25 protein-coding genes and 1 tRNA gene are annotated in these 24,397 nt (G+C 38.7%); 17 read left to right on the top strand and 9 right to left on the bottom strand.

The genetic code is table 11. The features are described from left to right. Positions 1 to 189 precede the first annotated feature (189 nt). Positions 190 to 810, top strand: coding sequence for a DUF805 domain-containing protein (locus tag CFY84_RS10300; RefSeq protein ID WP_088824264.1), 621 nt, complete (start codon positions 190 to 192; stop codon positions 808 to 810). 27 nt (positions 811 to 837) lie between these two features. On the opposite strand, the gene CFY84_RS10295 is transcribed toward CFY84_RS10300, so the two are convergent. Continuing rightward, positions 838 to 927: transfer RNA gene (locus CFY84_RS10295), tRNA-Ser, on the bottom strand. A gap of 121 nt (positions 928 to 1,048) precedes the next feature. Between CFY84_RS10295 and CFY84_RS10290 the strand changes: the two genes are divergently transcribed. Further along, positions 1,049 to 2,929, top strand: coding sequence for a potassium transporter Kup (locus CFY84_RS10290; RefSeq protein WP_088824263.1), 1,881 nt, complete (start codon positions 1,049 to 1,051; stop codon positions 2,927 to 2,929). Positions 2,930 to 2,967: 38 nt separating this feature from the next. On the opposite strand, the gene CFY84_RS10285 is transcribed toward CFY84_RS10290, so the two are convergent. Next, positions 2,968 to 3,231, bottom strand: coding sequence for a hypothetical protein (locus tag CFY84_RS10285; RefSeq protein ID WP_088824262.1), 264 nt, complete (start codon positions 3,229 to 3,231; stop codon positions 2,968 to 2,970). A gap of 305 nt (positions 3,232 to 3,536) precedes the next feature. On the opposite strand from CFY84_RS10285, the gene CFY84_RS10280 reads away from it, so the two are divergent. Beyond that, positions 3,537 to 4,547 carry a DNA/RNA non-specific endonuclease gene (locus CFY84_RS10280; protein ID WP_088824295.1) on the top strand — a complete coding sequence of 337 codons (1,011 nt, stop codon included), beginning with the start codon at positions 3,537 to 3,539 and terminating at the stop codon, positions 4,545 to 4,547. A 46-nt stretch (positions 4,548 to 4,593) separates the two neighbouring features. After that, positions 4,594 to 4,836: a hypothetical protein gene (locus CFY84_RS10275; protein WP_088824261.1), complete on the top strand. Its 243-nt coding sequence runs from the start codon at positions 4,594 to 4,596 to the stop codon at positions 4,834 to 4,836. A gap of 19 nt (positions 4,837 to 4,855) precedes the next feature. Here CFY84_RS10275 and znuB read toward each other — a convergent pair whose 3' ends face one another. From znuB to CFY84_RS10260, 3 genes are read right to left on the bottom strand one after another with little or no spacing between them, the layout of a single operon-like run. Next, positions 4,856 to 5,653 carry a zinc ABC transporter permease subunit ZnuB gene (znuB, locus tag CFY84_RS10270; RefSeq protein ID WP_088824260.1) on the bottom strand — a complete coding sequence of 266 codons (798 nt, stop codon included), beginning with the start codon at positions 5,651 to 5,653 and terminating at the stop codon, positions 4,856 to 4,858. A 3-nt stretch (positions 5,654 to 5,656) separates the two neighbouring features. Further along, positions 5,657 to 6,442, bottom strand: coding sequence for a zinc ABC transporter ATP-binding protein ZnuC (znuC, locus tag CFY84_RS10265; RefSeq protein ID WP_088824259.1), 786 nt, complete (start codon positions 6,440 to 6,442; stop codon positions 5,657 to 5,659). Beyond that, positions 6,421 to 6,912, bottom strand: coding sequence for a transcriptional repressor (locus CFY84_RS10260; protein ID WP_088824258.1), 492 nt, complete (start codon positions 6,910 to 6,912; stop codon positions 6,421 to 6,423). The genes znuC and CFY84_RS10260 overlap by 22 nt, the downstream gene beginning before the upstream one ends. Before the next feature lie 144 nt (positions 6,913 to 7,056). Between CFY84_RS10260 and CFY84_RS10255 the strand changes: the two genes are divergently transcribed. From CFY84_RS10255 to CFY84_RS10205, 11 genes are all read left to right on the top strand, one after another. Beyond that, on the top strand, positions 7,057 to 7,899 hold the full coding sequence (locus CFY84_RS10255) for a metal ABC transporter solute-binding protein, Zn/Mn family (RefSeq protein WP_407640207.1): 843 nt from the start codon (positions 7,057 to 7,059) through the stop codon (positions 7,897 to 7,899). Between the two features lie 167 nt (positions 7,900 to 8,066). Beyond that, positions 8,067 to 8,468, top strand: a complete 402-nt coding sequence (locus tag CFY84_RS10250) for an ATP synthase subunit I (RefSeq protein ID WP_088824256.1) — start codon at positions 8,067 to 8,069, stop codon at positions 8,466 to 8,468. Between the two features lie 97 nt (positions 8,469 to 8,565). Continuing rightward, positions 8,566 to 9,441 (top strand): F0F1 ATP synthase subunit A, encoded by an 876-nt coding sequence (gene atpB, locus CFY84_RS10245; protein ID WP_088824255.1) that lies wholly within the window; start codon positions 8,566 to 8,568, stop codon positions 9,439 to 9,441. 81 nt (positions 9,442 to 9,522) lie between these two features. Continuing rightward, positions 9,523 to 9,777: a F0F1 ATP synthase subunit C gene (gene atpE / locus CFY84_RS10240; protein WP_088824254.1), complete on the top strand. Its 255-nt coding sequence runs from the start codon at positions 9,523 to 9,525 to the stop codon at positions 9,775 to 9,777. Between the two features lie 37 nt (positions 9,778 to 9,814). Further along, positions 9,815 to 10,285 carry a F0F1 ATP synthase subunit B gene (locus tag CFY84_RS10235; protein WP_088824253.1) on the top strand — a complete coding sequence of 157 codons (471 nt, stop codon included), beginning with the start codon at positions 9,815 to 9,817 and terminating at the stop codon, positions 10,283 to 10,285. Between the two features lie 12 nt (positions 10,286 to 10,297). Continuing rightward, the gene (locus tag CFY84_RS10230) at positions 10,298 to 10,834 is read left to right on the top strand and encodes a F0F1 ATP synthase subunit delta (protein ID WP_088824252.1); all 537 of its coding nucleotides are present in this window, start codon (positions 10,298 to 10,300) and stop codon (positions 10,832 to 10,834) included. Positions 10,835 to 10,874: 40 nt separating this feature from the next. Continuing rightward, complete coding sequence (atpA, locus tag CFY84_RS10225; protein WP_088824251.1) at positions 10,875 to 12,419, top strand: F0F1 ATP synthase subunit alpha; 1,545 nt, start codon at positions 10,875 to 10,877, stop codon at positions 12,417 to 12,419. Between the two features lie 61 nt (positions 12,420 to 12,480). Then, on the top strand, positions 12,481 to 13,350 hold the full coding sequence (gene atpG, locus CFY84_RS10220; protein WP_088824250.1) for a F0F1 ATP synthase subunit gamma: 870 nt from the start codon (positions 12,481 to 12,483) through the stop codon (positions 13,348 to 13,350). 30 nt (positions 13,351 to 13,380) lie between these two features. Then, the gene (gene atpD / locus CFY84_RS10215; RefSeq protein WP_088824249.1) at positions 13,381 to 14,775 is read left to right on the top strand and encodes a F0F1 ATP synthase subunit beta; all 1,395 of its coding nucleotides are present in this window, start codon (positions 13,381 to 13,383) and stop codon (positions 14,773 to 14,775) included. 18 nt (positions 14,776 to 14,793) lie between these two features. Then, positions 14,794 to 15,213, top strand: a complete 420-nt coding sequence (locus CFY84_RS10210) for a F0F1 ATP synthase subunit epsilon (RefSeq protein WP_088824248.1) — start codon at positions 14,794 to 14,796, stop codon at positions 15,211 to 15,213. Between the two features lie 94 nt (positions 15,214 to 15,307). Beyond that, complete coding sequence (locus tag CFY84_RS10205; protein ID WP_171289080.1) at positions 15,308 to 16,177, top strand: D-hexose-6-phosphate mutarotase; 870 nt, start codon at positions 15,308 to 15,310, stop codon at positions 16,175 to 16,177. A gap of 42 nt (positions 16,178 to 16,219) precedes the next feature. Here CFY84_RS10205 and CFY84_RS10200 read toward each other — a convergent pair whose 3' ends face one another. From CFY84_RS10200 to CFY84_RS10185, 4 genes are all read right to left on the bottom strand, one after another. Beyond that, positions 16,220 to 16,759 carry a glutathione peroxidase gene (locus CFY84_RS10200; protein ID WP_088824246.1) on the bottom strand — a complete coding sequence of 180 codons (540 nt, stop codon included), beginning with the start codon at positions 16,757 to 16,759 and terminating at the stop codon, positions 16,220 to 16,222. A gap of 621 nt (positions 16,760 to 17,380) precedes the next feature. Continuing rightward, positions 17,381 to 17,950 (bottom strand): L-threonylcarbamoyladenylate synthase, encoded by a 570-nt coding sequence (locus CFY84_RS10195; RefSeq protein ID WP_088824245.1) that lies wholly within the window; start codon positions 17,948 to 17,950, stop codon positions 17,381 to 17,383. Positions 17,951 to 17,964: 14 nt separating this feature from the next. After that, positions 17,965 to 19,098, bottom strand: coding sequence for a DNA-processing protein DprA (gene dprA, locus CFY84_RS10190; RefSeq protein ID WP_088824244.1), 1,134 nt, complete (start codon positions 19,096 to 19,098; stop codon positions 17,965 to 17,967). A gap of 8 nt (positions 19,099 to 19,106) precedes the next feature. After that, positions 19,107 to 20,237, bottom strand: a complete 1,131-nt coding sequence (locus tag CFY84_RS10185) for a LysM peptidoglycan-binding domain-containing protein (RefSeq protein WP_088824243.1) — start codon at positions 20,235 to 20,237, stop codon at positions 19,107 to 19,109. Positions 20,238 to 20,353: 116 nt separating this feature from the next. On the opposite strand from CFY84_RS10185, the gene def reads away from it, so the two are divergent. Further along, positions 20,354 to 20,875, top strand: a complete 522-nt coding sequence (gene def, locus CFY84_RS10180) for a peptide deformylase (RefSeq protein ID WP_088824242.1) — start codon at positions 20,354 to 20,356, stop codon at positions 20,873 to 20,875. A 231-nt stretch (positions 20,876 to 21,106) separates the two neighbouring features. Further along, positions 21,107 to 24,049 carry an autotransporter domain-containing protein gene (locus CFY84_RS10175; protein WP_171289079.1) on the top strand — a complete coding sequence of 981 codons (2,943 nt, stop codon included), beginning with the start codon at positions 21,107 to 21,109 and terminating at the stop codon, positions 24,047 to 24,049. The last annotated feature ends 348 nt before the right edge of the window (positions 24,050 to 24,397 follow it).

The following is a 24,397-nucleotide window of genomic DNA, read 5'->3' as shown; positions in this document are numbered from 1 at the left end:
CAGCAATTGCATGTAAAAAGATAAGGTTTAACTTATGTTTATTAAACAATATTTTATTGCGATTTGATTCAAAAAAGTCTCGGTTTATGTCTTTTAATATTTTTACACAGCAATGATATTCATGAAGAATATTGATTTAATGTCATAATATTATTGCATAATGTGTTTGAATATTATGAGGAAATCTCAATGAAAGGCATTGTTTTATCATATAACGAATCATTAAAAGAAGGCTTAATTTCGGGAAATGATGGTAACCGTTATAGTTTTTTTAATACGGAGTGGAAAGAGTCTGAACTGCCTAGTCGTGGTCAGCAAGTAGACTTTACAGTGAACGCATTAGATCAAGCAACATCAATTTATGTTATTCATTCATCAAACAATTTTGTCAATCAAAGTCTTGAGCCTGATTTAACTCAAAATCATGAACAACTAAAACAAGAAGAGAATTATGGGTTTTTTGATTGGGTAATGAAATGTATAAAACTTGAGAATTATGTCAATTTTACTGGGCGTGCACGGCGTGCAGAATATTGGTATTTTCAATTATTTCAATTGCTTATAAGCGTAGTTATCGGAATTATTGCTGGTTTAAGTGGAATTGATAAGTTATCTATTCTTGCTAATATTATAAGCGTTGCTTTGTTCTTACCAAGTTTGGCGGTTTATGTACGCCGTTTACATGATGTCAACCGTTCAGGTTGGTGGATATTAATTTCATTTACAATTATTGGAATAATCCCACTTTTTATTTGGTTGATTCGAGAAACAGATCCAAAACCAAACCAATGGGGTAGTCCTGCAAAATAAGTCTAGAGGATATTTTATTGATTATATTGGCGGTGAGAGAGGGATTCGAACCCTCGATACGAATAAACGTATACACGCTTTCCAGGCGTGCTCCTTCAGCCACTCGGACACCTCACCAATGGGTGGGCATGATAGCGAAAAATTTAAACCCTGCCAAGATAAATTCTTACGGACTTAGAGTAAATTACCGTACATAGTGCTAAAATTCGCAGCAGGTGCAAAGCGAACTTAGTTTTTTATGCAAAATTCAACAAATAAAACATCAATTCACACCATTACGCTTGCCGCGCTTGGTGTGGTATTTGGTGATATTGGTACAAGTCCACTGTATTCGATTAAACAGTCATTGACTGAAGCACATGCTGCATTAAGCGTTGCAACGATTATGGGCATTTTATCATTGGTATTTTGGTCAATTACCCTCACGATTAGTGTTAAATATGTCACTTTTGTGATGAGAGCAGACAACAATGGTGAAGGCGGCATTATGTCTTTACTTGCGCTTAATTTACGATCCAAAAAGCTTTCAACCAATAAAAAAACATGCTTAATTGTGGTTGGGTTTATTGGTGCATCTTTGTTTTTTGGTGACGGAATTATCACCCCCGCAATTTCTGTACTTTCTGCTGTTGAAGGGTTAAGTATTGCTACACCTGCATTTGATGCATGGTTGATTCCAATTGCACTCACTATTCTTACCATTTTGTTTGTGGTACAACGCCATGGAACTGGTGTAATGGGCAAGTTTTTCGGTCCAATAACACTTGCTTGGTTTATTTCCATTGGTATTTTGGGGATAGCGAGTATTGTGAAGACCCCTGAAATTTTGAAAATGGTTAATCCATATTGGGCAATACAGTTTATTGTACATAATCCAATGGTGGCATTTTTATCAATGGGTGCTGTGGTACTTACCTTAACAGGTGGTGAAGCACTTTATGCAGATATGGGGCACTTTGGACGCAAACCAATTCGTTTGGCATGGTTCTTTGTGGTATGTCCTTGTTTGTTAATTAACTATGCAGGACAAGGTGCATTATTGCTGCGTGATCCAACAGCAATTGCGAACCCATTTTACTTCCTTGTGCCAGATTGGGCATTGTATCCAGTCATTGCTTTAGCAACAGCAGCAGCAGTCATTGCATCGCAAGCAGTGATTACAGGTGTATTTTCTATGGTGAACCAAGCAGTATTATTAAGATACTTGCCACGTTTAACCGTTCACCACACATCTGATGTTGAGCAAGGACAGATTTATTTACCCTTCATTAATTGGGTACTTTATTTTTCAGTCATGGCGCTCATTCTAATTTTTCATAGCAGTGCTAATCTTGCGAGTGCTTATGGTGTGGCTGTGACCATGACCATGTTATGTAGCACAATTTTAGTCACGACCTATGCATATTATGGTTGGCAATGGCCTGTATGGAAAATTGTTTTATTTGCAGTACCGTTTTTTATTATTGATATTGTTTTTGTCTCTTCAACGTCGCTTAAAATTGTTGCAGGAGGTTGGGTGCCAATCGTGATTGGTATCTTTGTATTTACCATTTTAATGACTTGGAAAAATGGCCGTGATATTTTAATTAACCGTTTAGAGCAAAATGCATTGCCTTTAGACTTATTTATTAAAAGTGCAATTCACAGCCCAGACACATATTACGTGCCAGGTGATGCTGTTTTCTTAACGGGTACACCAAATACCGTACCACATGCGATGCTACATAATATTAAGCATAATAAAGTCTTACATGAGCGAAATATTTTAGTCACAATTGTAACGCAAGATATTCCTTATGTGGCCAATGAAGATCGCCTCTTGGTTGAAAAATTAAATGATCGTTTTTATCGTGTATTCATGTATTACGGGTTCAAAGACCAATTGAATATTCCTGATGCATTGAAGGTGGCATATCAGTCATTAGATTTTGAGTTCAATATGATGCAAATCAGCTTCTTTATCTCACGTGATCGTTTGATTCATACCATGGATGAAGGCATGTCACCTTGGCGAGAAAAGCTGTTTATATCGATGTATCGCAATACCAGCCCTGTGAGTGATTTCTATCAAATTCCGACCAATCGGGTAATTGAAATGGGCAGTCAAATTGAAATTTAAAATTAAAAAACCGAGCTAAATTGCTCGGTTTTTTAATACTAAGGTGCTGAAGGTGATGTGGATACTGATGGTGGTGTTGACTCAGTCTGTGGTGAAGATGCAGGGGTACTGATTGGGTCAGGAGAAACCAACTTGTACTTTCCATCTTGTAGCAATTCTTTGAGTGACCCTGGTTGTCCGTTGACTGTGGTTGATGTTTGAGCTTGAGATAAGCTTTCAAGTGTTTGCCCGGGTTGAACGGCAGGTTCTGCCAATGCGCTAGCAGAGGCAACTAAGCTTGCAGCAAATAATAGATGACGCATCTGTGAACTCCAATCATTGGGATAAGTAGACATAATCCGTTATAAAAACGATGACATAGAAACTTTATATAATCAATCATTCATGCGTTATTGTATGAAACACAATGTGTTGATTAAACTGCTTTGTGTGATGAAATAATAACAATCATCGTCAGTTTTTAACTAAGCATTAATATACTTTTTAAGTTTCACTTGTTACCCTCAGTGCAGAAATTACTGTTGAACACGCTATGAATAATTTGATCAAATTTAATCATTTAACTTTAAACACGCTTTATTTAAAATTTAACCAACCCATTCGGCATATGACACTAGCTTGTTTTGCTTTATTCATATCTCAACAGCAGGTACATGCAGCAAATTCAACGTCATCATCTAATTTTTGGAGTAAATCGTCATGTGTGAGTCAGTTTTATAAAGACACGCCACCGTATTTGGTAAAAGACAGCTTGAAAAAAAATACAACACCGATTTGTTTTAATGGCTTTAATGTCATGTATTCGGGGATGTCGAAAACGCCACTTTGGAGTGCTGAACATCTTACAGTGCAACGTTTAAGTGTGAAAATTAAAAGACAAGACAGTTTCCATGAAGAGGAACGCTTAAATACAACATCTAGGTCCACTTTAAAAGATTATCGTGCATCTGGCTATGATAGGGGACATATGTCACCGAATGCAGATATGCCAGATGAAGCATCACAATATGACAGTTTTTCTTTAGCCAATATGGTGCCTCAAGCACCTAAAAATAACCAAGAGGTTTGGCGTAAGCTTGAAGAGGCTACACGTGCAGTTGTAACTAAACAAAAACAGAATGTCTATGTCGTAACCGGTCCTGTTTATTCGAATCAAAAATTAAAAACAGTGGGTAATGGAGTATTGGTTCCATCATCTGTATTTAAAGCTGTGTATTACCCTGAAACGGGTGTGGCAGGTGCTTATTACGCCCCAAATGATAATTCACTGAAAGTCAAAGTGGTTAGTATTTGTGAAATTGAAGATTTAACAGGGGTCAATTTGTTTCCTGCATTAAGCGAAAGCGTAAAACGCCGTGTTTACGATTTACCGCTATCGACCACAGATGTTAAACCAGCCAAGAAATATGCATTTTCAAATTTGGACAGTAAAAGTCAGTGTGCGAATGAAGTCAGCGAAGCAGATTTAAATGCTTTGAAAAAGCAATTTACTGCACCCGGTCGTCCAAACAGTAATGGGGCAACCGATAGTTTTGTAGGCAGTAACATTGTACAAATGTTAAAACAAGTGGTAGAGAATTTGTTAGCATTTGTTTTAAAATTGGTCAAAGCATCTTAAAACTGTATAAGAGTAATTAAAATAATTTAAAAAAGAGGATAAAAATATGTTTAAGCCCTTTCAAGGTGATGAGTCATCAGCAATTTACGATCTAACCCTCGAAAATGGGTTAGACCGAATTAATATTTATGGCAATTTACAAATTACGAAAGATCAAGATGGTTTAAAAACAGCAAAAGCATTGCATGATTTTCTGACTCAGTTAACGACTGAACTTGAAAATACAGACAGCTTGCCTGATAAAATTCAGATTCAAGATCAAAAAGAGGTTGAGAATCCTTTTTTATAACAAGATTGGGTGTCTGAAATTAAGATGCTTTTATCTTTTGTATGCAAAAAATGACTGTAAATACAAAAGACATGGCTAATACAATGCTTAAACCTGTGGCAATGTTGAGCACTGCACTTGACCATAGCCCAATCGCTAAAGCAATTTGTCCAATAACAAATGCATATATCACCATTTGCTTGGGTGAATGTGCAAGCAATCTGGCGGTTAAAGGCGGGATGACTAAAAGTGCACCCATTAACAGTGAACCCACAGCGCGTAAAGCAAGCACAGTAAATACAGCCAATAAAAGCATAAAAATAAGATGCTGAACTTTAGGGTGAATACCTTCACTTGCCGCAATGTCTGGATCAATTGCGATATGGATTTGTGATTTCCAAAAAAATGCTAAAACAGAAACAGCACACAATATGATGGCTAAAAATAAAGGCAGTTCTGACCAACGAATGGTAAGTAAATCACCAAATAAATAGCTGAGTAATTCTGGGCGTAGTGCAGGAATTTGTTGGATTAATAATAAACCACTGCATAACAATGTTGCTGAACAAAGCGCAAGTAACGCATCATTGGGTAATCTGCGGTCATGTAAAAACCATAAAATGGCAACCAAAAGCAGCGCTAAAAATGAAACACCAAGCCACATGGGCAATGACAGTAAACCTGCAATTGCAACCCCAAGCAATGTTCCATGTGCCATGGTATCTGCAAAAAATGACATGCGGCGCCAAAGCATTAAGCACCCTAGTGGTGCAGTTAAAATAATCAGTAAGCTACCCACAGCCCACGCAGGCAATAGCAATTGTAACCATTCAATCATGGGCTAGATTTCCAACTCGGGGTGAATATGTGGTTCTTTACTGTGCTGACACACACTTGGGGTGTCGTTGTGTGCACAGTGGTCATGATGGTGTTGATACAAGGTGCGCTGATTACCAAAAATTGCCTGATATTCAGGATGTTGTTGAATACTATCTGGCAAGCCACTACAACAGATATGCTTATTTAAACACACAACACGATTAGTGCCCTGCATGACCCATTGCAAATCATGTGAAACAATTAAAATGGCACAGCCATATCGTTCAGGTAAGCTTCGTACATATGCATAAAGTTCAGCTTCAGACTGAATATCCAATCCTTGCATGGGTTCATCGAGCACTAAAATATCAGGCTGTCTGAGCAAAGCACGCGCCAAAAGCACACGTTGTCGTTCGCCACCAGAAAGCAATTGAACTTTCGCATCTTGAAGATGTTGAATCCCTGTTTCACTAATAATTTGTTGCTTAATATGCGGCTCGCATTTTTCAAGCTGCAATAAGTCTTTTACCCGTAAAGGCAAGCTATGTGATGGGTTAAACTTTTGTGGAACGTAAGATAATTTTAATTCAGGTGCTTTTTCAATATGTCCACGGTTAGGCGGCATGATACCCAATAAAATCTTGATTAATGTTGATTTACCTGCGCCATTCGGACCAATAAGTGTGACAATTTCATGTTGATGCAGTTCAAAATCAACATGATTGAGAATTTCTCGTTCATCGATTTTCACTGAGATTTGGTTCAATGAAATTAATACGGGTGTATTCAGTGATTGCACTGTTGACATTTTCCTGAAATCTCAATGGTCGTGTGATGAATTTGAAATTGGTCAGATTGTGCAAGCTTAGCCAATTGATCAAGCAGTAAATCTGCAGAAGCTTCTTTGACCGATTTACATTGCGAACAAATTAAAAAAGCAGCTTGATGCCCTTCTCTTGGATGGCAACATGGAATAAAAGCATTAATTGAACTCAAACGATGGATCAGACCCATTTCAAGTAAAAAGTCTAGGCTTCTATACACTGTAGGTGGTGCTGCTGGCTTGTCAGAAGTGTTTTTAATTTGCGCTAAAATATCATATGCACCAATCGGACCTGATGCTTGTAAAATCAAAGACAACACTTCTTTTCTTAACGGCGTGAGTCTTGCATGGTGTGTTGTACACAATGCTTCTGCGTCACTAAGACGAGTTTGAAGGTCGCCATGCTCATGAACACCATGAACAGCATTATCATGTGAATGAGTACATGATGTCATACGTTACCACCGAATAAGAATATTGAATATCTGGTATAGATTGGGGCATCTTAACATATTCCTTTTAAGTGTTATAGTATAACGAATAAGGTTATGTTATAACGCTAAACAAAGTAATGATAGATTAGAGATAAGGTCGATATGTTGGGGCGTTTTTTTGCTGTAATGGTTTGTATTTTTTGTAGCAATGCACTTTGGGCCAAAGGGTTAGTGGTGTCTATCCATCCAATTTATTTAATTGCACAAGAAGTGACTAAAGGAATTGAAGAGCCCGTATTGTTATTGGGCAATCAATCAGGTCATGATATTCAGCTTACACCTGAAAACCGAAAAGACATTCAAAATGCTGAGCTTGTGATTTGGTTAGGTAAGGCGCATGAAGCACCTTTAGACAAATTGCTTTCAGATCATCCTAAAGCCTTATCACTGCTCAATTCAGGATTATTAACCACATTGCCATTACGTGATACGCATGCACAACCTGTAGCGCAATCTATCGATACACATGTGTGGCTAGAACCGAACAATGCTGTCAGAATTGCTTTTTTTATTGCTGCCACACGTTCAAGGCAGCATCCTGAACATAAAGCACAATATTGGGAAAATGCACGTCAGTTTGCACAAAAATTTTTAACAGCAACACAGCAATTCGGTCGTCATAAAGTGCCGTTACAATATTGGTCATATCATGATGCGTATCAGTATTTAGAGCGTGCCTTGAATATTAAGCTTGTCGGCTCATTGAGTGATGATCCACATATTCCGCCGACTGCCAGTCAAATTAAATTTTTAAATGATACCCGTCCATATCCAAAGATGTGTTTATTGGCAGAAGGGGCGGCGAGTAGTAATCAGTATCAAAAATTACAGCCATTGCAGTTCCAACCTGTGGATGAAAGTTTGAAAGGCGAAACTGATTTTATCCAAGCATGGACAGATTTGGCACAAAAGATTCATCGTTGTATACAAAGCACTGCAAATCGGTAAAAACTGGGTTAACTTAATGTTCAATTAAAAAAAAGCAGCTTTTTACCAAAAAGGTGGTGCTAACGGTCGGAAAAGATTGCATGTTGTGGGGGGTAACTCTATAATGCCTGCGATTAAAAACGATCATGAGTTAAACTTTTGAACATTCGTGTTAGGTGTAAGTCTAAATGGCTCGGGTAAATCGTCTTATAGATCGACGTTTTGCCAAGGCTCAAATCTACTTACAGGCATTAATGATTCCAGTTTCAGCCTTCATTGCATGGCTTTTGAAAGATTGGACGGCAGCAAAAAGTATTGCACTTGGTGCATTGGTTTGTTGGCTTGCATGTACTTATTTTTCATGGCAATCGTTTCGTGTTGCCGGAGCCCGAGCCTCAAAGCAAGTGCTCCTGAACATGTATAAAGGGATGATGGGTAAGTTTGCGATTGTTATTATTGGATTTGCTTTAATTTTAAACAATGTGAAACCGTTGTCACCAACTGCATTGTTTTGTGGTTTTATACTTGTTCAGATGATGTCATGGGTGGCTCCATTTTTGGTGTCCAGACAACAAAAAAAACAAGTATAAACACATAAAATTGAATATTATTGGAGAGGTGCGAGATATTTGCAGTACGCAATATTCGCTTCTCTTTTTCGTAATTGACATTGACCAGGTGTGATTTATGGCTGCTGAAGAACATGCCCTGACTTCGACCGAGTATATCAAGCATCACTTGACCAACCTCACCTATGGCAAAATGCCAGATGGCACATGGAAATTGGCTGAGAATGCAAATGAAGCTCAAGAGATGGGGTTTTCTGCTATTCACTTGGACTCAATGGGTTGGTCAATTGGCCTTGGTGTCATTTTTTGCTTTATTTTTTGGACCGTTGCTAAAGCTGCAAATGCTGGTGTACCGACAAAAATGCAAGCTGCTGTAGAAATGATTGTTGAGTTCATTGATTCAAATGTTCGAGATACCTTTCATGGTAAATCTCGTCTCATCGCTCCACTTGCATTGACCATTTTCGTGTGGATTTTCCTCATGAATTTAATGGACTTAATTCCTGTCGACTTTATTCCATATTTAGCACAGGTAATTGGTGCAAATGTATTTGGCATGGATCCACATCACGTTTACTTTAAGATTGTTCCAACAACAGATATTAACGTTACCCTAGGTATGTCATTGTCTGTCTTTGCGTTAATTATCTTTTATAGCTTACGTGAGAAGGGTGTAGGTGGCTTTGTGGGCGAATTTGCACTCAACCCATTTAATCCAAGTAACCCGTTTTTTAAAGTTTTGTTGATTCCAGTAAACTTGGTTTTAGAATTGGCAACTTTCCTAGCACGACCAGTTTCATTGGCGCTACGACTATTCGGTAACATGTATGCAGGCGAGTTAATCTTTATCCTGATTGCATTATTACCGTGGTGGGCACAATGGGCGCTGTCTGTGCCATGGGCAATCTTCCACATTCTTGTAATTACGCTGCAAGCTTTTGTATTTATGATGCTTACAATCGTTTACTTGAGTATGGCAAGCGAAAAACATTAATAGCATTGCCTAACTGTATTAATAGGGTTAGGCGTAATTTATATTTTTATTTGGTATAACCTAACCTCTGAGGAATTTTTCATGGAATTAGTAGTTGGATTATCTGCTATTGCAGTGGCTCTTTTAATCGCACTTGCTGCACTAGGTACTGGTATTGGCTTTGCATTGTTAGGTGGTCGTTTCCTAGAAGCTGTTGCTCGTCAACCTGAGCTTGCACCACAACTTCAAACACGTATGTTCATTGTTGCGGGTCTTCTTGATGCGATCCCAATGATCAGCGTTGGTATTGGTCTATTCATTCTTTTTGCTAATCCGTTTGTAGGCTTAGTAGGTTAATTCGTCCATTCCAAAATTATGTGATTGAGGAATTGCAATGAATATCAACTATACGTTATTTGGTCAAGCAATTGCATTTTTAGCTTTCGTGACGTTTTGCATGAAGTTTGTTTGGCCGCCATTAATCAATGCGATTAGTGAGCGTCAACGTCGAATTGCTGATGGCTTAAATGCAGCTGAAAAAGCAAAAGCTGATCTTGCGGATGCACAGACGCAAGTCAAAAAAGAATTAGATGTTGCAAAAGGGCAAGCAGCTCAATTGATTGAACAAGCGAATCGTCGTGCGGCTCAATTGATCGAAGATGCGCGTTCACAAGCATCATCTGAAGGCGAACGTATTCGTCAACAAGCACAAGAAGCGATTGATCAAGACATCAATGCTGCTCGTGAACAACTCCGTCAACAAGTTGCTGCTTTAGCAGTAAGTGGTGCAGAAAAAATTCTAAGCCAAGAAGTTGACGAAAACGCTCACAATGCCATGCTGACTCAGCTGGCTGCTAAACTTTAAGAGAGGCGAGATATGGCTGAACTCTTGACGTTAGCACGTCCATATGCAAAAGCAGCATTTGCTTATGCTTCTGAGCATAATGTAACTGACGAATGGTCAACTGCATTGCAAATGCTCAGTGCTGCAGTGCAAGACGAAGCATTTTCCGCTTATTTAGAGCGTCCTGAACTGATTCCAACAGCACAGGTAAAGCTTTTTACGCAAATTTTAGGTGAAGCTCAGTCAGAATCTCTATCAAATTTTGTTGCACTTTTAGCTGAAAATGACCGTTTGTCATTGTTGCCTGAAATTGCAACTGAATATGAAGACCTAAAATCACAGAAAAATAACGTGGTTGATGTTGTGATTGAGTCAGCATTACCACTCACAGCAGTACAAGAACAGTTATTAACACGTGCTTTAGAAAAACGTTTTAATAGCACTGTGACAGTGTCTGTGACCGTTAATCCTGCGTTAATTGCAGGTGTTGTGATTCATGCTGGTGATCAAGTGATCGATGACTCTGCGTTAAACAAGCTTGAAAAAATGCGGACTCGTCTTCTTGCCTAAAGCAAAAGACTGAACTATTAAAAGATTGAGGAATAGCGCAATGCAACAACTGAATCCATCCGAGATCAGTGCGCTCATTAAACAGCGTATCAGTGATCTGGACACCAGCGCTACGGCTAAAACCGAAGGTACAATTGTTAAAGTATCTGACGGTATCGTGCGTATTCACGGCCTTGCTGATGCAATGTACGGTGAAATGATCGAATTTGACGGCGGCTTATTTGGTATGGCACTGAACCTTGAACAGGATTCAGTGGGTGCCGTTGTCTTAGGTAACTACTTAGGCCTTCAAGAAGGTCAAAAAGCGCACTGTACAGGTCGTGTATTAGAAGTTCCAGTAGGTCCTGAACTACTAGGCCGTGTTGTCGACGCATTAGGTAACCCTATTGATGGCAAAGGTCCAATTGATGCAAAATTAACTGATGCTGTTGAAAAAGTAGCACCAGGCGTAATTTGGCGTCAAAGTGTTGATGAGCCAGTACAAACAGGTTACAAATCTGTTGATACCATGATTCCAGTTGGACGTGGTCAGCGTGAATTGATCATCGGTGACCGTCAAACGGGTAAAACCGCAATGGCAATCGATGCAATTATTGCGCAAAAGAATTCTGGTATTAAATGTGTTTATGTTGCAGTAGGTCAAAAACAATCGACCATTGCTAACGTTGTACGCAAGCTAGAAGAAACTGGTGCAATGGCATATACAACTGTTGTTGCAGCAGCAGCAGCAGATCCTGCAGCAATGCAGTACCTTGCGCCTTACTCTGGCTGTACCATGGGTGAATACTTCCGTGATCGTGGTGAAGATGCGTTAATTATTTATGATGATTTGTCTAAGCAAGCTGTTGCTTACCGTCAAATTTCATTGTTATTACGTCGTCCACCAGGTCGTGAAGCATATCCAGGTGATGTATTCTATCTTCACTCGCGTTTACTTGAGCGTGCGTCTCGTGTATCTGCAGCATATGTTGAAAACTTTACCAATGGTGAAGTAAAAGGCCAAACAGGTTCTTTAACAGCATTGCCAATTATTGAAACACAAGCAGGTGACGTATCTGCATTCGTACCAACGAACGTGATTTCAATTACAGATGGTCAGATTTTCTTAGAAACATCATTGTTTAATGCTGGTGTTCGTCCAGCGGTGAATGCGGGTATTTCTGTATCACGTGTTGGTGGTTCAGCACAAACGAAAATCATCAAAAAGCTATCTGGCGGTATTCGTACAGCACTTGCACAATATCGTGAGCTTGCAGCATTTGCTCAGTTTGCATCTGATCTTGATGAAGCAACGCGTAAGCAGCTTGAACATGGTCAACGTGTAACTGAATTAATGAAGCAAAAACAATATGCTCCATACTCAATTGCTGACCAAGCAGTTTCAATCTATGCATCAAACGAAGGTTACATGTCTGATGTTGATGTGAAGAAAATTGTTGATTTTGATACTGCATTAATTTCATATTTCCGTTCAGAACATGCTGAATTGATGAATGATATCGATGCTACAGGCAAATACGACAAAGATATCGAAGCTGCCTTTAAAGCAGGTATTGAGAACTTCAAAGCAACTCAAACTTACTAAGTTTTCACGGATCAATGTTCGAGGGTGCTCTTTTGAGCCTTTCGAACAGTAGGTTAAGCATATGGCAAATTTAAAAGAAATACGCGCCAAAGTAGCAAGCATTAAAAACACGCAAAAGATTACGCGTGCAATGCAAATGGTTGCTGCTTCGAAAATGCGTCGTGCACAAGAGCGCATGGCAGCAGGGCGTCCGTATGCCGAAAATATGCACCGTGTAATTGCTCACTTGGTACAAGCGAACCCTGAATATAAACACCGTTATATGGTAGAGCGTCCAGTTAAGCGCGTAGGATACATTGTTGTGTCTTCTGATCGTGGTCTTGCTGGTGGTTTGAACATTAACTTGTTTAAAAAAGTGGTTCAGCATGTGCAGCAACAAAAAGAGCAATCAATTGAAGTTCAATTTGCTTTGATTGGTCAAAAAGCGGTGTCTTTTTTTAAAAGCTACGGCGGTAACGTGCTTGGGGCGACAACACAGCTTGGTGATGCACCAACGTTAGATCAACTTTCAGGCTCAGTACAAATCATGCTTGATGCATTTGATAAAGGCGAGTTAGATCGCATTTACTTAGTATCAAATGGTTTTGTCAATGCAATGACACAGAAGCCAAAAGTTGAGCAACTTGTTCCTTTGGCGCCTGTTGAAGAAAGCGAAAGTCTTGAACGTAACTACGGTTGGGACTACATCTATGAACCTAATGCAGAAGAATTGCTCAATGGTTTATTGGTTCGCTATGTTGAGTCAATGGTTTATCAGGGCGTGATTGAAAATATTGCGTGTGAGCAATCTGCACGTATGGTTGCTATGAAAGCGGCAACTGACAATGCAGGTCAGCTGATTAAAGATCTACAACTCGTTTATAACAAGCTGCGTCAAGCCGCGATTACTCAGGAGATTTCTGAGATCGTTGGTGGTGCCGCTGCCGTTTAATAATATTGAAATTTGATTGAGGAGACAGCAATGAGTAGCGGTCATATCATTCAGATCATCGGCGCGGTTATCGACGTCGAGTTTGAACGAAACAGTGTTCCTAAAATTTACGACGCGCTTCATGTTGATGGTACTGAAACGACATTGGAAGTTCAGCAGCAGCTTGGTGACGGCGTTGTACGTACCATTGCAATGGGATCAACTGAAGGTCTTAAGCGTGGTTTACCGGTAACAAATACACATGGCCCAATTTCTGTACCTGTAGGTGACGGAACATTAGGTCGTATTATGGATGTTTTAGGACGTCCAATCGATGAAGCAGGTCCTGTTCAAGCAGAATCTCATTTACCAATTCACCGTCAAGCACCGTCATATGCAGATCAAGCTGCATCACGTGATTTGCTTGAAACAGGTATCAAAATCATTGACTTACTTTGCCCATTTGCAAAAGGTGGTAAAGTTGGTTTATTTGGTGGTGCCGGTGTTGGTAAAACAGTAAACATGATGGAATTAATCAACAACATCGCTAAAGCGCACAGTGGTTTATCTGTATTTGCTGGTGTTGGTGAGCGTACTCGTGAAGGGAACGACTTCTATCACGAAATGAAAGATTCCAACGTACTTGATAAAGTTGCGATGGTTTATGGTCAGATGAATGAGCCACCAGGTAACCGTTTACGTGTTGCGTTAACTGGCTTAACCATGGCTGAATACTTCCGTGACCAAAAAGATGCAAACGGAAAAGGTCGTGACGTTTTATTATTCGTAGATAATATTTATCGTTATACATTGGCTGGTACAGAAGTATCTGCACTCCTTGGTCGTATGCCATCAGCTGTTGGTTATCAACCAACACTTGCTGAAGAAATGGGTGTATTGCAAGAGCGTATTACTTCAACTAAATCAGGTTCGATTACGTCAATCCAAGCAGTATATGTACCTGCCGATGACTTAACCGATCCATCGCCAGCAACAACATTTGCTCACTTAGATGCAACTGTTGTACTGAGCCGTGATATTGCATCACAAGGTATTTACCCTGCAATTGATCCGCTTGACTCAACATCGCGTCAGTTAGACCCGTTGGTTGTTGGTCAAGAGCATTATAATATTGCACGTGAAGTACAAAATGTCCTACAGCGCTATAAAGAGCTAAAAGACATTATCGCAATCTTGGGTATGGATGAGTTAGCAGAAGACGATAAACTTGTTGTGTATCGTGCACGTAAGATTCAACGTTTCTTCTCTCAACCATTCCATGTTGCTGAAGTATTTACGGGTGCACCTGGTAAATTGGTATCACTTAAAGACACAATTCGTGGCTTTAAAGGGCTTTTAGCTGGTGAATACGACCACATCCCAGAACAAGCGTTCTACATGGTGGGTGGTATTGATGAAGTTATTGCGAAAGCTGAGAAACTCTAATTTATAGGAGATCCTCTCATGGCGACTATGCAATGTGACATCGTAAGTGTAAGTGAGTCGCTGTATTCAGGTACAGTAAAAATGCTTATTGCAAAAGGTATTGATGGTGAAATTGGTGTTTTAGCCAATCACACACCATTAGTCACTTTGCTTCAACCTGGCCCCATTCGTGTGGTGTTAGAAAATGATGCAGAAGAAATTGTCTATGTATCAGGTGGCATTTTAGAGATTCAACCACATGTGGTGACTGTGCTTGCTGATACAGCAATTCGCGCTAGCAATTTAGACGAAGTTGCGATTTTGCAAGCCAAAAAACATGCTGAGCAGTTGTTAGAAAATCAAAAAAGTGATTTGGATTCAGCAGCAGCACTTGCTTCTCTTTCAGAGATTGCAGGTCAGCTTGAAACCATTCGCAAAATTAAAAATCGCTCAATGTAAATTGAGCATCATAAAAAAGTCACCCATGTGGTGGCTTTTTTATTGCGTGTTGACAAGGTACACTCAACTAAACTTAATTAAAAAAACTAGATCAATGCAAAAAACTTATCCGATAGGCATTCGCCAAGAAAAATATCTCACCACAAATTTAGATGTGATCGTGGTTGATAACCAACATTGTTATGCAGTTATTGCTTTACAAGGTGCCCAAGTCTTATCCTTTATACCCAAAAAAACAATGCCACCAACAGACCGCTTATGGTTATCAAGAGGCAATCAGTACACTATAAACAAAGCCATTCGAGGTGGGATTCCACTATGTTTTCCTTGGTTTGGTCCACATAGTAATCCAAACTATCCTTCACATGGTTTTGCGCGCAATAAAATATGGCAATGTGAAGATATTCGTTTAGAGCATGACCAAAGCCATGTATTAAAGTTTAAGCTTGGACATGATGAAGAAACGCATGCCGTATGGCCTTATAAATTTGTGCTTGAACTGACCATTCATTGCGCTGATACATTACAACTAGATTTTAAACTTACCAATTTAGATACAACAAGATTTGATTTTACATTTGCTTGGCACAGCTACTTTAATGTAGATCTATCAAGCACAGAAATTTATGGTTTACAGGGTTTGTCTTATATTGATCAGCTTACCAACACCACGAATTTGCAGTCAGAGCATTTTCTGATGATTGAGCGTGAAGTAGATCGGATTTATCCGCAAACACATGGTGAGTATGTCATTCAATCTAAGGCAATTGAGCCAATTAAAATTACCACCAATACAGAAAGCGTTGTAGTGTGGAATCCATGGATAGATAAGTCAAAAAAACTGTCTGATGTGATTGATGAAGATTGGAAGAATTTTGTTTGTGTAGAAAATGGGCAAGTTGCTACAGCAGTACAAACTTTAGATGTCAATCAAACTGCGAGCTATCAATTGAATATTGCTTAAATGCAGGTAAGTGTTAGTGACTCACCTGCATATGGAACTAAATTACTTGTTTAATTCAGCTTCGATCACTTCAATGAGTTGAGGATCAGTCGCCAAAGTATCTGGAGAGAAACGAGCAATCACTTCACCTTGTTTATTCACAACAAATTTTTCAAAGTTCCACAGTACTTCTGGCAGAGAGCGAACAGGAATATTGGCTTTTTCTAATTTTTGTTGAAAAGCTTCGCCACCAACACGGGTTGGTTGTGCAGAAGTTAAATATTGATAAAGTGGGTGTTTTGTTTCGCCTACAACGGTAATCTTAGAAAAAAGCGGAAAATCAACTTTATAATTTAATGAACAGAACTCTTCAATTTCAGCTTCAGATGCAGGCTCTTGCTCTAGAAAGTCATTGGCAGGAAAACCTAGAATCTCAAACCCTGCTGATTTTTTGTCATGATACAGCTGTTGTAAGCCTTCGTATTGTGGAGTTAAACCACATTTTGAGGCAGTATTTACAATCAATAAAACTTGCCCTTGATACTGATCAAGCTGAATTTCTTGGCCTTTAATTGTTTTGACTGGAATGTTATAGATCGACATGTACTGTTCCTTGATATGTAAATAATAAATTGATATTCAACGTGTTTTTAATACATGAACATATAATGATTATCATAAAAGACTAGAATAAGATATCTCTTTTGAACAGCTTTATTTTGTTTCGATTTAATACATGCAATAGAACTCATTCATAAAATTATTTTGATATATATCTTATTTTTATAATATAGTGTTTTTTAAATCATATATTTTAAAGAAAACGTGTATTAATTATACTTTATTTTTTGTCATTAAGACATTAAATGAATAATTGTAATTAATTGAATCAAATTATCATTGCAAAAATTTTTATAAAATTGATTGATGAATAATTAATCAGAACGATCTGTATTATTTTTGTATACAAAAACAGGGAAATAGCACCTTTTTCTCTTTTTTTATTTTTGAAAACAGTGAAATAAAGAAATTATATAAACATATAGGGTTAAAAAGATAAAATTTACTTATACTTTAAAACTATTTTAAATTATAGTGAATCTTATACATAATAAAACTGTCCTGATGAGACGGACAAAGATTTATAGTTAACCCTCTGATGTGTATAACACATCGTTTTTCAAGCTCAGTCATCTACTCATTTAGACTGAGCTTTTTTTTGCCTTAATTTCGGATCACTTGTCCTGTTCGTGCATCAATGATCATGCTTGGTTCATTAGATGAGCCTAACTCACCCGCTAAATAGTCGACTTGATCATTAAAATAGTTCTCAACTTCATACTGTGTTTTCGCTGGTATTAACCCGGCTGGATTAGCACTGGTTGAAACAATAAAGCCGCCAAATGCTTGGCATAATGCTTGGCATAAAGGATGGCGAGTTACTCTCACTGCGACAGAAGGGTGGTTGCCTTTAATCCACTGAGGAATAGTCTCATGAGCAGGTAAAAGCCATGTGATTGCACGTTTATTGGGATGTTCTACAGACCAGCTTGTCATAATTTTTTCTTGCAATGCTTGAGGGAGAGCATCAATTAAATGATGAATTTGTGATATATCACTTGCAAGTAAAATAACGCCTTTTTCAATTGGGCGTTGTTTCAACTGTAAAATATGTTGAAAAGCCGCTTCATTCAAAGGGTCACAGCCTAATCCCCAAACAGCTTCTGTGGGATAGGCTAATGTTTTACCTTCTTTTAGACACAAAGCAGCCGCTGTAATTTGATGAGTAAGCATGAAAAAACGTCCTATTAACGTGGGGCGCGACTATAGCGTCCAAACTGTTGAATACATTTGTTCAAGAGTTCAAGCTCCATAAGTTGTGCCAATAAATGATGGGCACTAAGCTGTGTTTTGTTTGCCAGTTGATCAAGATCTTGACCGTCCCAATCTAGAGCATCATATACTGCGATCAAATGGTCTGGGATGGTATGCGCTTCTGGTAAAGCATGAGATTGCTGTGGTGTAGATTGCTCGTATTGCCATTGTGTTGGTAATGCTAAATCTTCAATAATTTTTTCTGGATGATCAACTAAAATTGCACCTTCACGGATCAGATGGTGACAACCTTGATGTGCTTGATTATGAATATGTCCAGGCACAGCAAAAATAACTTTTCCTTGTTCAGCAGCCAATTTTGCAGTAATCAGTGAGCCGCTATTTAAACTTGCTTCAGTGACAACGACTCCTAGACTTAAACCACTGACAATACGATTTCGACGTGGAAAATAACTTTTTAATGGAGGCGTAAAAGGTAAGAACTCAGTAATGAGTGTCCCATTTTGTTTGAGAATTTGTTGCCGTAAAGTATGATTTTTTTTGGGGTAGGTTTGTTCAACTCCTGTAGCCATGACTGCAATAGTCTGACCTATAGTTAACGCAGCATGATGCGCTGCTGAATCAACACCTTCAGCTAGACCACTTGTAATCACAAAACCTTTTTCAGCTAGATAGTATGCAAAATCATAACTGGTTTGTAAGCCATTTTTGCTGGCTTTTCGGCTACCAACCAAGGCTATTTGTGCTTGATTTAATAAAGCAGCATGGCCTTGTCCAAACAAAATAGGTGGATGGTCTAAATAAGGCAATAGTTGTTGCGGATAATCTGAATCATCAGGTGTACATATGAAATCGCATTGCTGCTGAAGAGTTTGTACACAACTTTGAAACTTTGCCTGCTGCTCAGGTTGCATGAAGTGCCGAGCACGTTCTACATGATTTTTATGAAGGGGCAGGTCTTGCCAACGTAGTAAGTTTTCAGCTGTTACAGCATGTTCCACTGAGCCAAAATATTGCTTAATGGTATTAAAGCCGGTCATCGAATGTTGGACTAAATACCATAATGTAATGGTATTTAGGTGTTGCTCTGAAAGGTTGTTTAACATGTCACTGCTTATGATTCAGGTGAAATAACTTTTGAGCCAATTTTAATTGGAATGGTACTATTTAAAATATAACCATAACTTAACTGGTCAAATGTTCTGAAAATTAAAAGCTCACCTACTTTTTCATAAGGCAATTCTTTAATTTTACCTTTATCTTTAACGGTTCCAGCAGATTGCACAATTTCAAAAACCTGCCCAGCTTGAACAGATTGTTGAGTGCCTTGATTAATGGTCACAACACTATTTTTAGTGGCATCACCAATTGAATCAAGCACACGAATAATTGAGCCTTCAATATTTTTTGCAGGGACAGGCGCAAAGTTACTTGGCAAGTCAATATTTTGTTGCGGCAAGATGAGGTCATCACGAGTGACTTCTTTGTCAAAGCTTTCAGTAAGCTCTAATGTCGAAATATCATCTTTACTGTGTGTAATAATGCCTGATGCAATTTTGATCAGCTCGGTACCAGCATAATGCTCATCACGCGTACCTTTGCCTAAAATATAAGGCGCAAGTTTTTTGTACACACTATATGATTGGCCAATCGTTAAATTTTGCCCTGAAATATAGACTTTTTGTCCCTTACCTGCAATTAAGCGACTATCCTCAACACCAATAACATGAGGCAATTGACGAATTTGTTCTTCAGGCAGAATTTGAGACTGCTTTAACCATGTTTTTATGTTCTTTAATGGAATGAGTTGAACGGCTTCGCCCTCAGATTCAACACGAACCCGTGGAGAAAGACGTACTTCATTCGGATTATTGTATCGTGATACAATACCCGCACAGCCTGTACCTTCATCTTTACCAATCAAAGTGGCGTTATTGCTTAAACACAACAATAATCGATCACCTGGATAAATAAGATGTGGATTTTTAATTTGACTATTTTTGACCCAAATCTTTGGCCATTGCCAAGGTTTGTTTAAAAATTTCCCCGCGATTCCCCATAAAGTGTCCCCTTTTTTAACAATATAAGTATCTGGCGCATTCTTAGAAATAGTTGTGCTGCTTGCAAAAGTAGTTTGAAAACTCAATACACTTGCTGCAACTAAAACACTTGGAAGTAAGGTTTGCACAACAACACGCTTAGATCTTACAAAAACAGGTTTGTTCTGACTAAAATATTTTTTCATCGATGCAAAGCCTAAAAAGATAATCTTGAGTTTACGTTATAATAACGAAAATATGATGAAAAGTTCTATCACGAACTCAGTTTATCGTATATACAAGAGAAATTTAAGGAGGGCACATGGCCTTATTACCAATTTTAAGCTTTCCTGATCCGCGTTTACGAATCAAAGCCAAGCCGATTGAACAAGTTACTCCTCAAATTAAGCAACTTGTGGATGATATGTTTGAAACAATGTATGACGCACCGGGTATAGGGCTTGCAGCAACCCAAATCGATCAGCATATTCAGCTCATCGTCATGGATTTATCTGAAACCAAAGACCAACCGATGGTGTTCATGAATCCTAAAGTAACACCATTAACCACAGAAACCCAACAGTACGAAGAAGGGTGTCTTTCAATTCCTCAAATTTATGAGAAAATTGAACGACCATGCCGCGTCAAAATCGAATATTTAAATCTCGATAATGAAACCGTAGAGGTTGATGCTGATGGATTACTTGCTGTTTGTATTCAGCATGAAATGGATCATTTAGAAGGTAAACTTTTTGTTGACTACTTATCACCACTAAAGCGTCAACGTGCACGCGAAAAAGTTGAAAAGTATGTTCGTCAACGCGAAAAAGCCACGTCAAAATAAATTTTTGACTGAGCAATTTATTGTGGGACTCCATCTAACGTGAATTTATATTTACGTTAGATGATTAATATATAATTTATTTTTCTGCAAGATAAATGTCATAGAGCGTCAGTATATTGAGTGGCCTAACTTAATAATATAACGATTCAACCAATGATTTTTATAAAGCACCGCCTTGCTCTGGCGATTTCCTGCCTTTTAACCACACCATATACTTTTTCCGCAGAACCTGTGTCAGCAAAGTCTGGGGTTGATGTTTTGTCAGGATTTAATCAGCTTTGGCAATTGGGTCGTACTTGGGATTCAGGTACACCTACCTTACTTGGCCAAAGCATTTTAGAGACCAATGTAAATACAGTCATTGATATTGCTCAAAAAAGAACACAACAGCAAGAAATTGAGGCTTTTGAATTTGATGCACAAAATGCAAATTATGCCATTATCCAAGGTTTAGGCCCTTTAAGTGGTTATCTCAAACAAGAAACTGGCGCATTTACCACAGTTCAAGGGATCCCTAAAGAGGCTTATTCAGGACGTATATCCGACAAAGGAAATGGTTTAGGTTCGAGCACAAAGCTCAGTGACTTAATTAAACTTGTCGATACAGTCCGTTATCCTGCATCTACCACACCAGCAAAAAATGCCTACAATTACCCACGGCCATTTCGGCAAACTTTAAATGGGGAAAATTTAAGTTGGGTGTTACAACCTTCTTTAGTTGCACGAGTACCTGCAACAGGTGAAGGCGATGGCGGCTTTCCAAGCGGCCATACCAACGCAGCTTATTTAGCAGCATTAACAGTTGCATATACCGTACCACAACAATATTCTGACTTGGTTCTACGTGCAGGCGAAATTGGCTATAGCAGAGTGGTTGCAGGCATTCATTCGCCATTAGATGTTATTGGGGGACGAATGCATGCTACATATTATACGATTGACGGGTTGGCCAAGAATCCTGAGCTTCGAAAAGCTGCTTATCAACAAGCGCAGCAATTTTTTGCTCAACAATGTGGGGGCAATATTGCAGGTTGTTATTCAAGCCAAGATTTAAACCAAACCTATCAAATCTATCAAGCCAATAAAGCACGTTATGATCAATACACATTTGCACATACATTTCCTGTCATTGGAGATGCATCAGCCGCGCCAATTGTCCCTAAAAATGCAGAACTGTTAATTGAAACACGATACCCATATTTAACGGCACAACAACAACGCGAGATTTTAAGCACAACATCTTATTCACGCGGTGGTATTTTGGATAATGGACTAGGGTATGACACGCTAAACTTATATCAAGCAGGATATGGCTATGGTGCTTTGAATCAAAATACAGTTATTCATATGGATGCCGCGCAAGGTGGTTTTTCTGCAGCAGATCTTTGGTTAAACGATATTAGTGGTACAGGGCGTTTGGAAAAAACAGGGACAGGCCAGCTCACTTTAGCTGGACATAACACATGGTCTGGCGGAACAAAGGTATTAGAAGGGACGTTACTTGGTAATAATGGTCAATCATTTGGTCAAGGTGAAATTAATAATCAGGCCAATGTAATTATTAACAATACCACTCAAGAAGTGATGAAAAATACATGGCAAGGACAAGGCAATTTTTACAAGCAAGGTGTGGGAGAACTCATTTATCAAGGTGATGGTCGCCAATTTTTAGGTCAAACCAACATCCAACAAGGCAGATTTAATATCCAAAGTACCTTGGCTGGAAAAACAGTTGTTGGAAATAACGGCATCTTGACAGGTAAAGGACAGCTTGAAAATCTATATGTGATGAAGGGAGGGGTGGTCGATTTAGGCAGCTCAAATGATCGCTTATCTGTCTCAAATAATTTAACTATAGATCAAGGTGCACAACTGACAGTATTTACGAACTCAGCAGTAAAGGACTCAAGTGGAATTGATGTTGCAGGTTCTATTACCCTTCGTGGCGGGACAGTGTTACATGTTGGAGCTGGAAGCAATTATAATTTATTATCAGACTATCAAATACTCACTGCAAAGCAGGGGATTACAGGAACCTTTGATCAGGTCAGTAGTAATTTTAGCTTTTTAACACCAAAGCTTCGTTATGATGCACAAGCTGTAACCTTACAACTGTTAAGAAATGATAAAAGCTTTAATACAGTTGCTGAAAATAACAACCAAGTACAAGTGGCGAACGGTTTAGAGCGATTGGGGTTTGGTCAAACACTATACAATACTATTGCAAAACAAAGCGAAGCCCAAGCTAAAGCGTCATTTGACCAACTCTCGGGTGAAGGCTATACAGCTTTAAGTCTGCATGCAACTCAAGATTTACTTGCAACATCACATATGATTGCTGAACAACGAAATGCGTCAAACAGTGTATGGATGCAAGGTTATGGTAAACAAATTAAAAATAATGGTTCTTGGTTTGATAGTGAATACACAAATTATGGCGCACTCGTCGGTGCAGAACGGCAACTTAATGATACAGCATCCATTGGCGCCGTATTAGGGCAAGGTCGTGGACACAATAAAGTTGCTGATCGGTATTTTTCAGCAAAGGATAACAATACCGAATTTGGTATTTATGCCCGCCAAAACAATGTACAGTCAGGAGTCACATTGGGCTTAACGGGGCGAATTGCACGTGCAGATGCAACACGAACGATCAATATAGAGGGTTTAAATGCACAAGCATCTGCAAATGTAGATGTCAGAAGTGGTCAGATTTTTGGTGAGTATTGGGCAAAGCCTGATTTAGTATTTCCTTTAGAGCCCTATGTTCGTGTATCACATATTGTGACTGAGGTAGACTCATTTAGAGAGCATGATGCAGGCATTGCCTCGTTAACAGGTCAAAAAACGAGATTGAATACCACATTCTCAACGATTGGATTGCGAACCTTATATCAACTTCCTCATTTATCTCATGATGTCACTGTACATGCAGGTGCGGGTTGGACGCATGCATTTGGTGACTTGAATGGTTTATCACGCTTATCCTTTGCAGGGTCACAAGCCAGTTATCAAGTTGAAGGGTCACAACTTGCTAAAGACGCTGCTAAAATTAATTTAGGAATCAGTACAACACTCTATTCACAATTGAAAGTTGGATTAAATTACGATGGAGAATTTGCACAAGATGTTAAGCAACATCGTGGCACACTGGTTTTAAATTATAACTTTTAAAAATTAAAATGTGTTTTATGCTTTAAAAAGCAGCATTAAAGCATAAAAATACTGAAAAACGCACAGTAACTGACCAAGCGGAAGAAATAGTTAAAAAAAGGGGTTGCGTTGGATTAGGAATGGTCTATAATGCGAATCCATCGGCGGTGCTGTTAAATAAAACTTGTTGATAAACAATAGCTTGGGTTATTGAGTTGGTTTTAGAGACGAACTTTATAGTTTAAGAATAGGTTTAGAGATAAGGAAAAATAAATAGCACAACTGCTTGACTTCTTCGAAGAAGAGAGTAATATAGCCGACCTAGCTTACTGATGACGAGTCACTAAGTAAATCATTAAAAGCAATGAA

The sequence above is a fragment of the Acinetobacter apis genome (genome assembly GCF_900197575.1).
Lineage (GTDB): Bacteria > Pseudomonadota > Gammaproteobacteria > Pseudomonadales > Moraxellaceae > Acinetobacter > Acinetobacter apis.
Note: the sequence above shows the minus strand (reverse complement) of the source record. Positions and strands in the feature narration are given on the sequence as shown.

What these genes read in the sequence shown, in the direction of transcription:
- CFY84_RS10300 (WP_088824264.1), top strand. Translation starts at nt 190, where the DNA reads ATGAAAGGCATTGTTTTATCATATAACGAATCATTAAAAGAAGGCTTA.
- CFY84_RS10290 (WP_088824263.1), top strand. Translation starts at nt 1,049, where the DNA reads ATGCAAAATTCAACAAATAAAACATCAATTCACACCATTACGCTTGCC.
- CFY84_RS10285 (WP_088824262.1), bottom strand. Translation starts at nt 3,231, where the DNA reads ATGCGTCATCTATTATTTGCTGCAAGCTTAGTTGCCTCTGCTAGCGCA.
- CFY84_RS10280 (WP_088824295.1), top strand. Translation starts at nt 3,537, where the DNA reads ATGACACTAGCTTGTTTTGCTTTATTCATATCTCAACAGCAGGTACAT.
- CFY84_RS10275 (WP_088824261.1), top strand. Translation starts at nt 4,594, where the DNA reads ATGTTTAAGCCCTTTCAAGGTGATGAGTCATCAGCAATTTACGATCTA.
- znuB (WP_088824260.1), bottom strand. Translation starts at nt 5,653, where the DNA reads ATGATTGAATGGTTACAATTGCTATTGCCTGCGTGGGCTGTGGGTAGC.
- znuC (WP_088824259.1), bottom strand. Translation starts at nt 6,442, where the DNA reads ATGTCAACAGTGCAATCACTGAATACACCCGTATTAATTTCATTGAAC.
- CFY84_RS10260 (WP_088824258.1), bottom strand. Translation starts at nt 6,912, where the DNA reads ATGACATCATGTACTCATTCACATGATAATGCTGTTCATGGTGTTCAT.
- CFY84_RS10250 (WP_088824256.1), top strand. Translation starts at nt 8,067, where the DNA reads ATGGCTCGGGTAAATCGTCTTATAGATCGACGTTTTGCCAAGGCTCAA.
- atpB (WP_088824255.1), top strand. Translation starts at nt 8,566, where the DNA reads ATGGCTGCTGAAGAACATGCCCTGACTTCGACCGAGTATATCAAGCAT.
- atpE (WP_088824254.1), top strand. Translation starts at nt 9,523, where the DNA reads ATGGAATTAGTAGTTGGATTATCTGCTATTGCAGTGGCTCTTTTAATC.
- CFY84_RS10235 (WP_088824253.1), top strand. Translation starts at nt 9,815, where the DNA reads ATGAATATCAACTATACGTTATTTGGTCAAGCAATTGCATTTTTAGCT.
- CFY84_RS10230 (WP_088824252.1), top strand. Translation starts at nt 10,298, where the DNA reads ATGGCTGAACTCTTGACGTTAGCACGTCCATATGCAAAAGCAGCATTT.
- atpA (WP_088824251.1), top strand. Translation starts at nt 10,875, where the DNA reads ATGCAACAACTGAATCCATCCGAGATCAGTGCGCTCATTAAACAGCGT.
- atpG (WP_088824250.1), top strand. Translation starts at nt 12,481, where the DNA reads ATGGCAAATTTAAAAGAAATACGCGCCAAAGTAGCAAGCATTAAAAAC.
- atpD (WP_088824249.1), top strand. Translation starts at nt 13,381, where the DNA reads ATGAGTAGCGGTCATATCATTCAGATCATCGGCGCGGTTATCGACGTC.
- CFY84_RS10210 (WP_088824248.1), top strand. Translation starts at nt 14,794, where the DNA reads ATGGCGACTATGCAATGTGACATCGTAAGTGTAAGTGAGTCGCTGTAT.
- CFY84_RS10205 (WP_171289080.1), top strand. Translation starts at nt 15,308, where the DNA reads ATGCAAAAAACTTATCCGATAGGCATTCGCCAAGAAAAATATCTCACC.
- CFY84_RS10200 (WP_088824246.1), bottom strand. Translation starts at nt 16,759, where the DNA reads ATGTCGATCTATAACATTCCAGTCAAAACAATTAAAGGCCAAGAAATT.
- CFY84_RS10195 (WP_088824245.1), bottom strand. Translation starts at nt 17,950, where the DNA reads ATGCTTACTCATCAAATTACAGCGGCTGCTTTGTGTCTAAAAGAAGGT.
- dprA (WP_088824244.1), bottom strand. Translation starts at nt 19,098, where the DNA reads ATGTTAAACAACCTTTCAGAGCAACACCTAAATACCATTACATTATGG.
- CFY84_RS10185 (WP_088824243.1), bottom strand. Translation starts at nt 20,237, where the DNA reads ATGAAAAAATATTTTAGTCAGAACAAACCTGTTTTTGTAAGATCTAAG.
- def (WP_088824242.1), top strand. Translation starts at nt 20,354, where the DNA reads ATGGCCTTATTACCAATTTTAAGCTTTCCTGATCCGCGTTTACGAATC.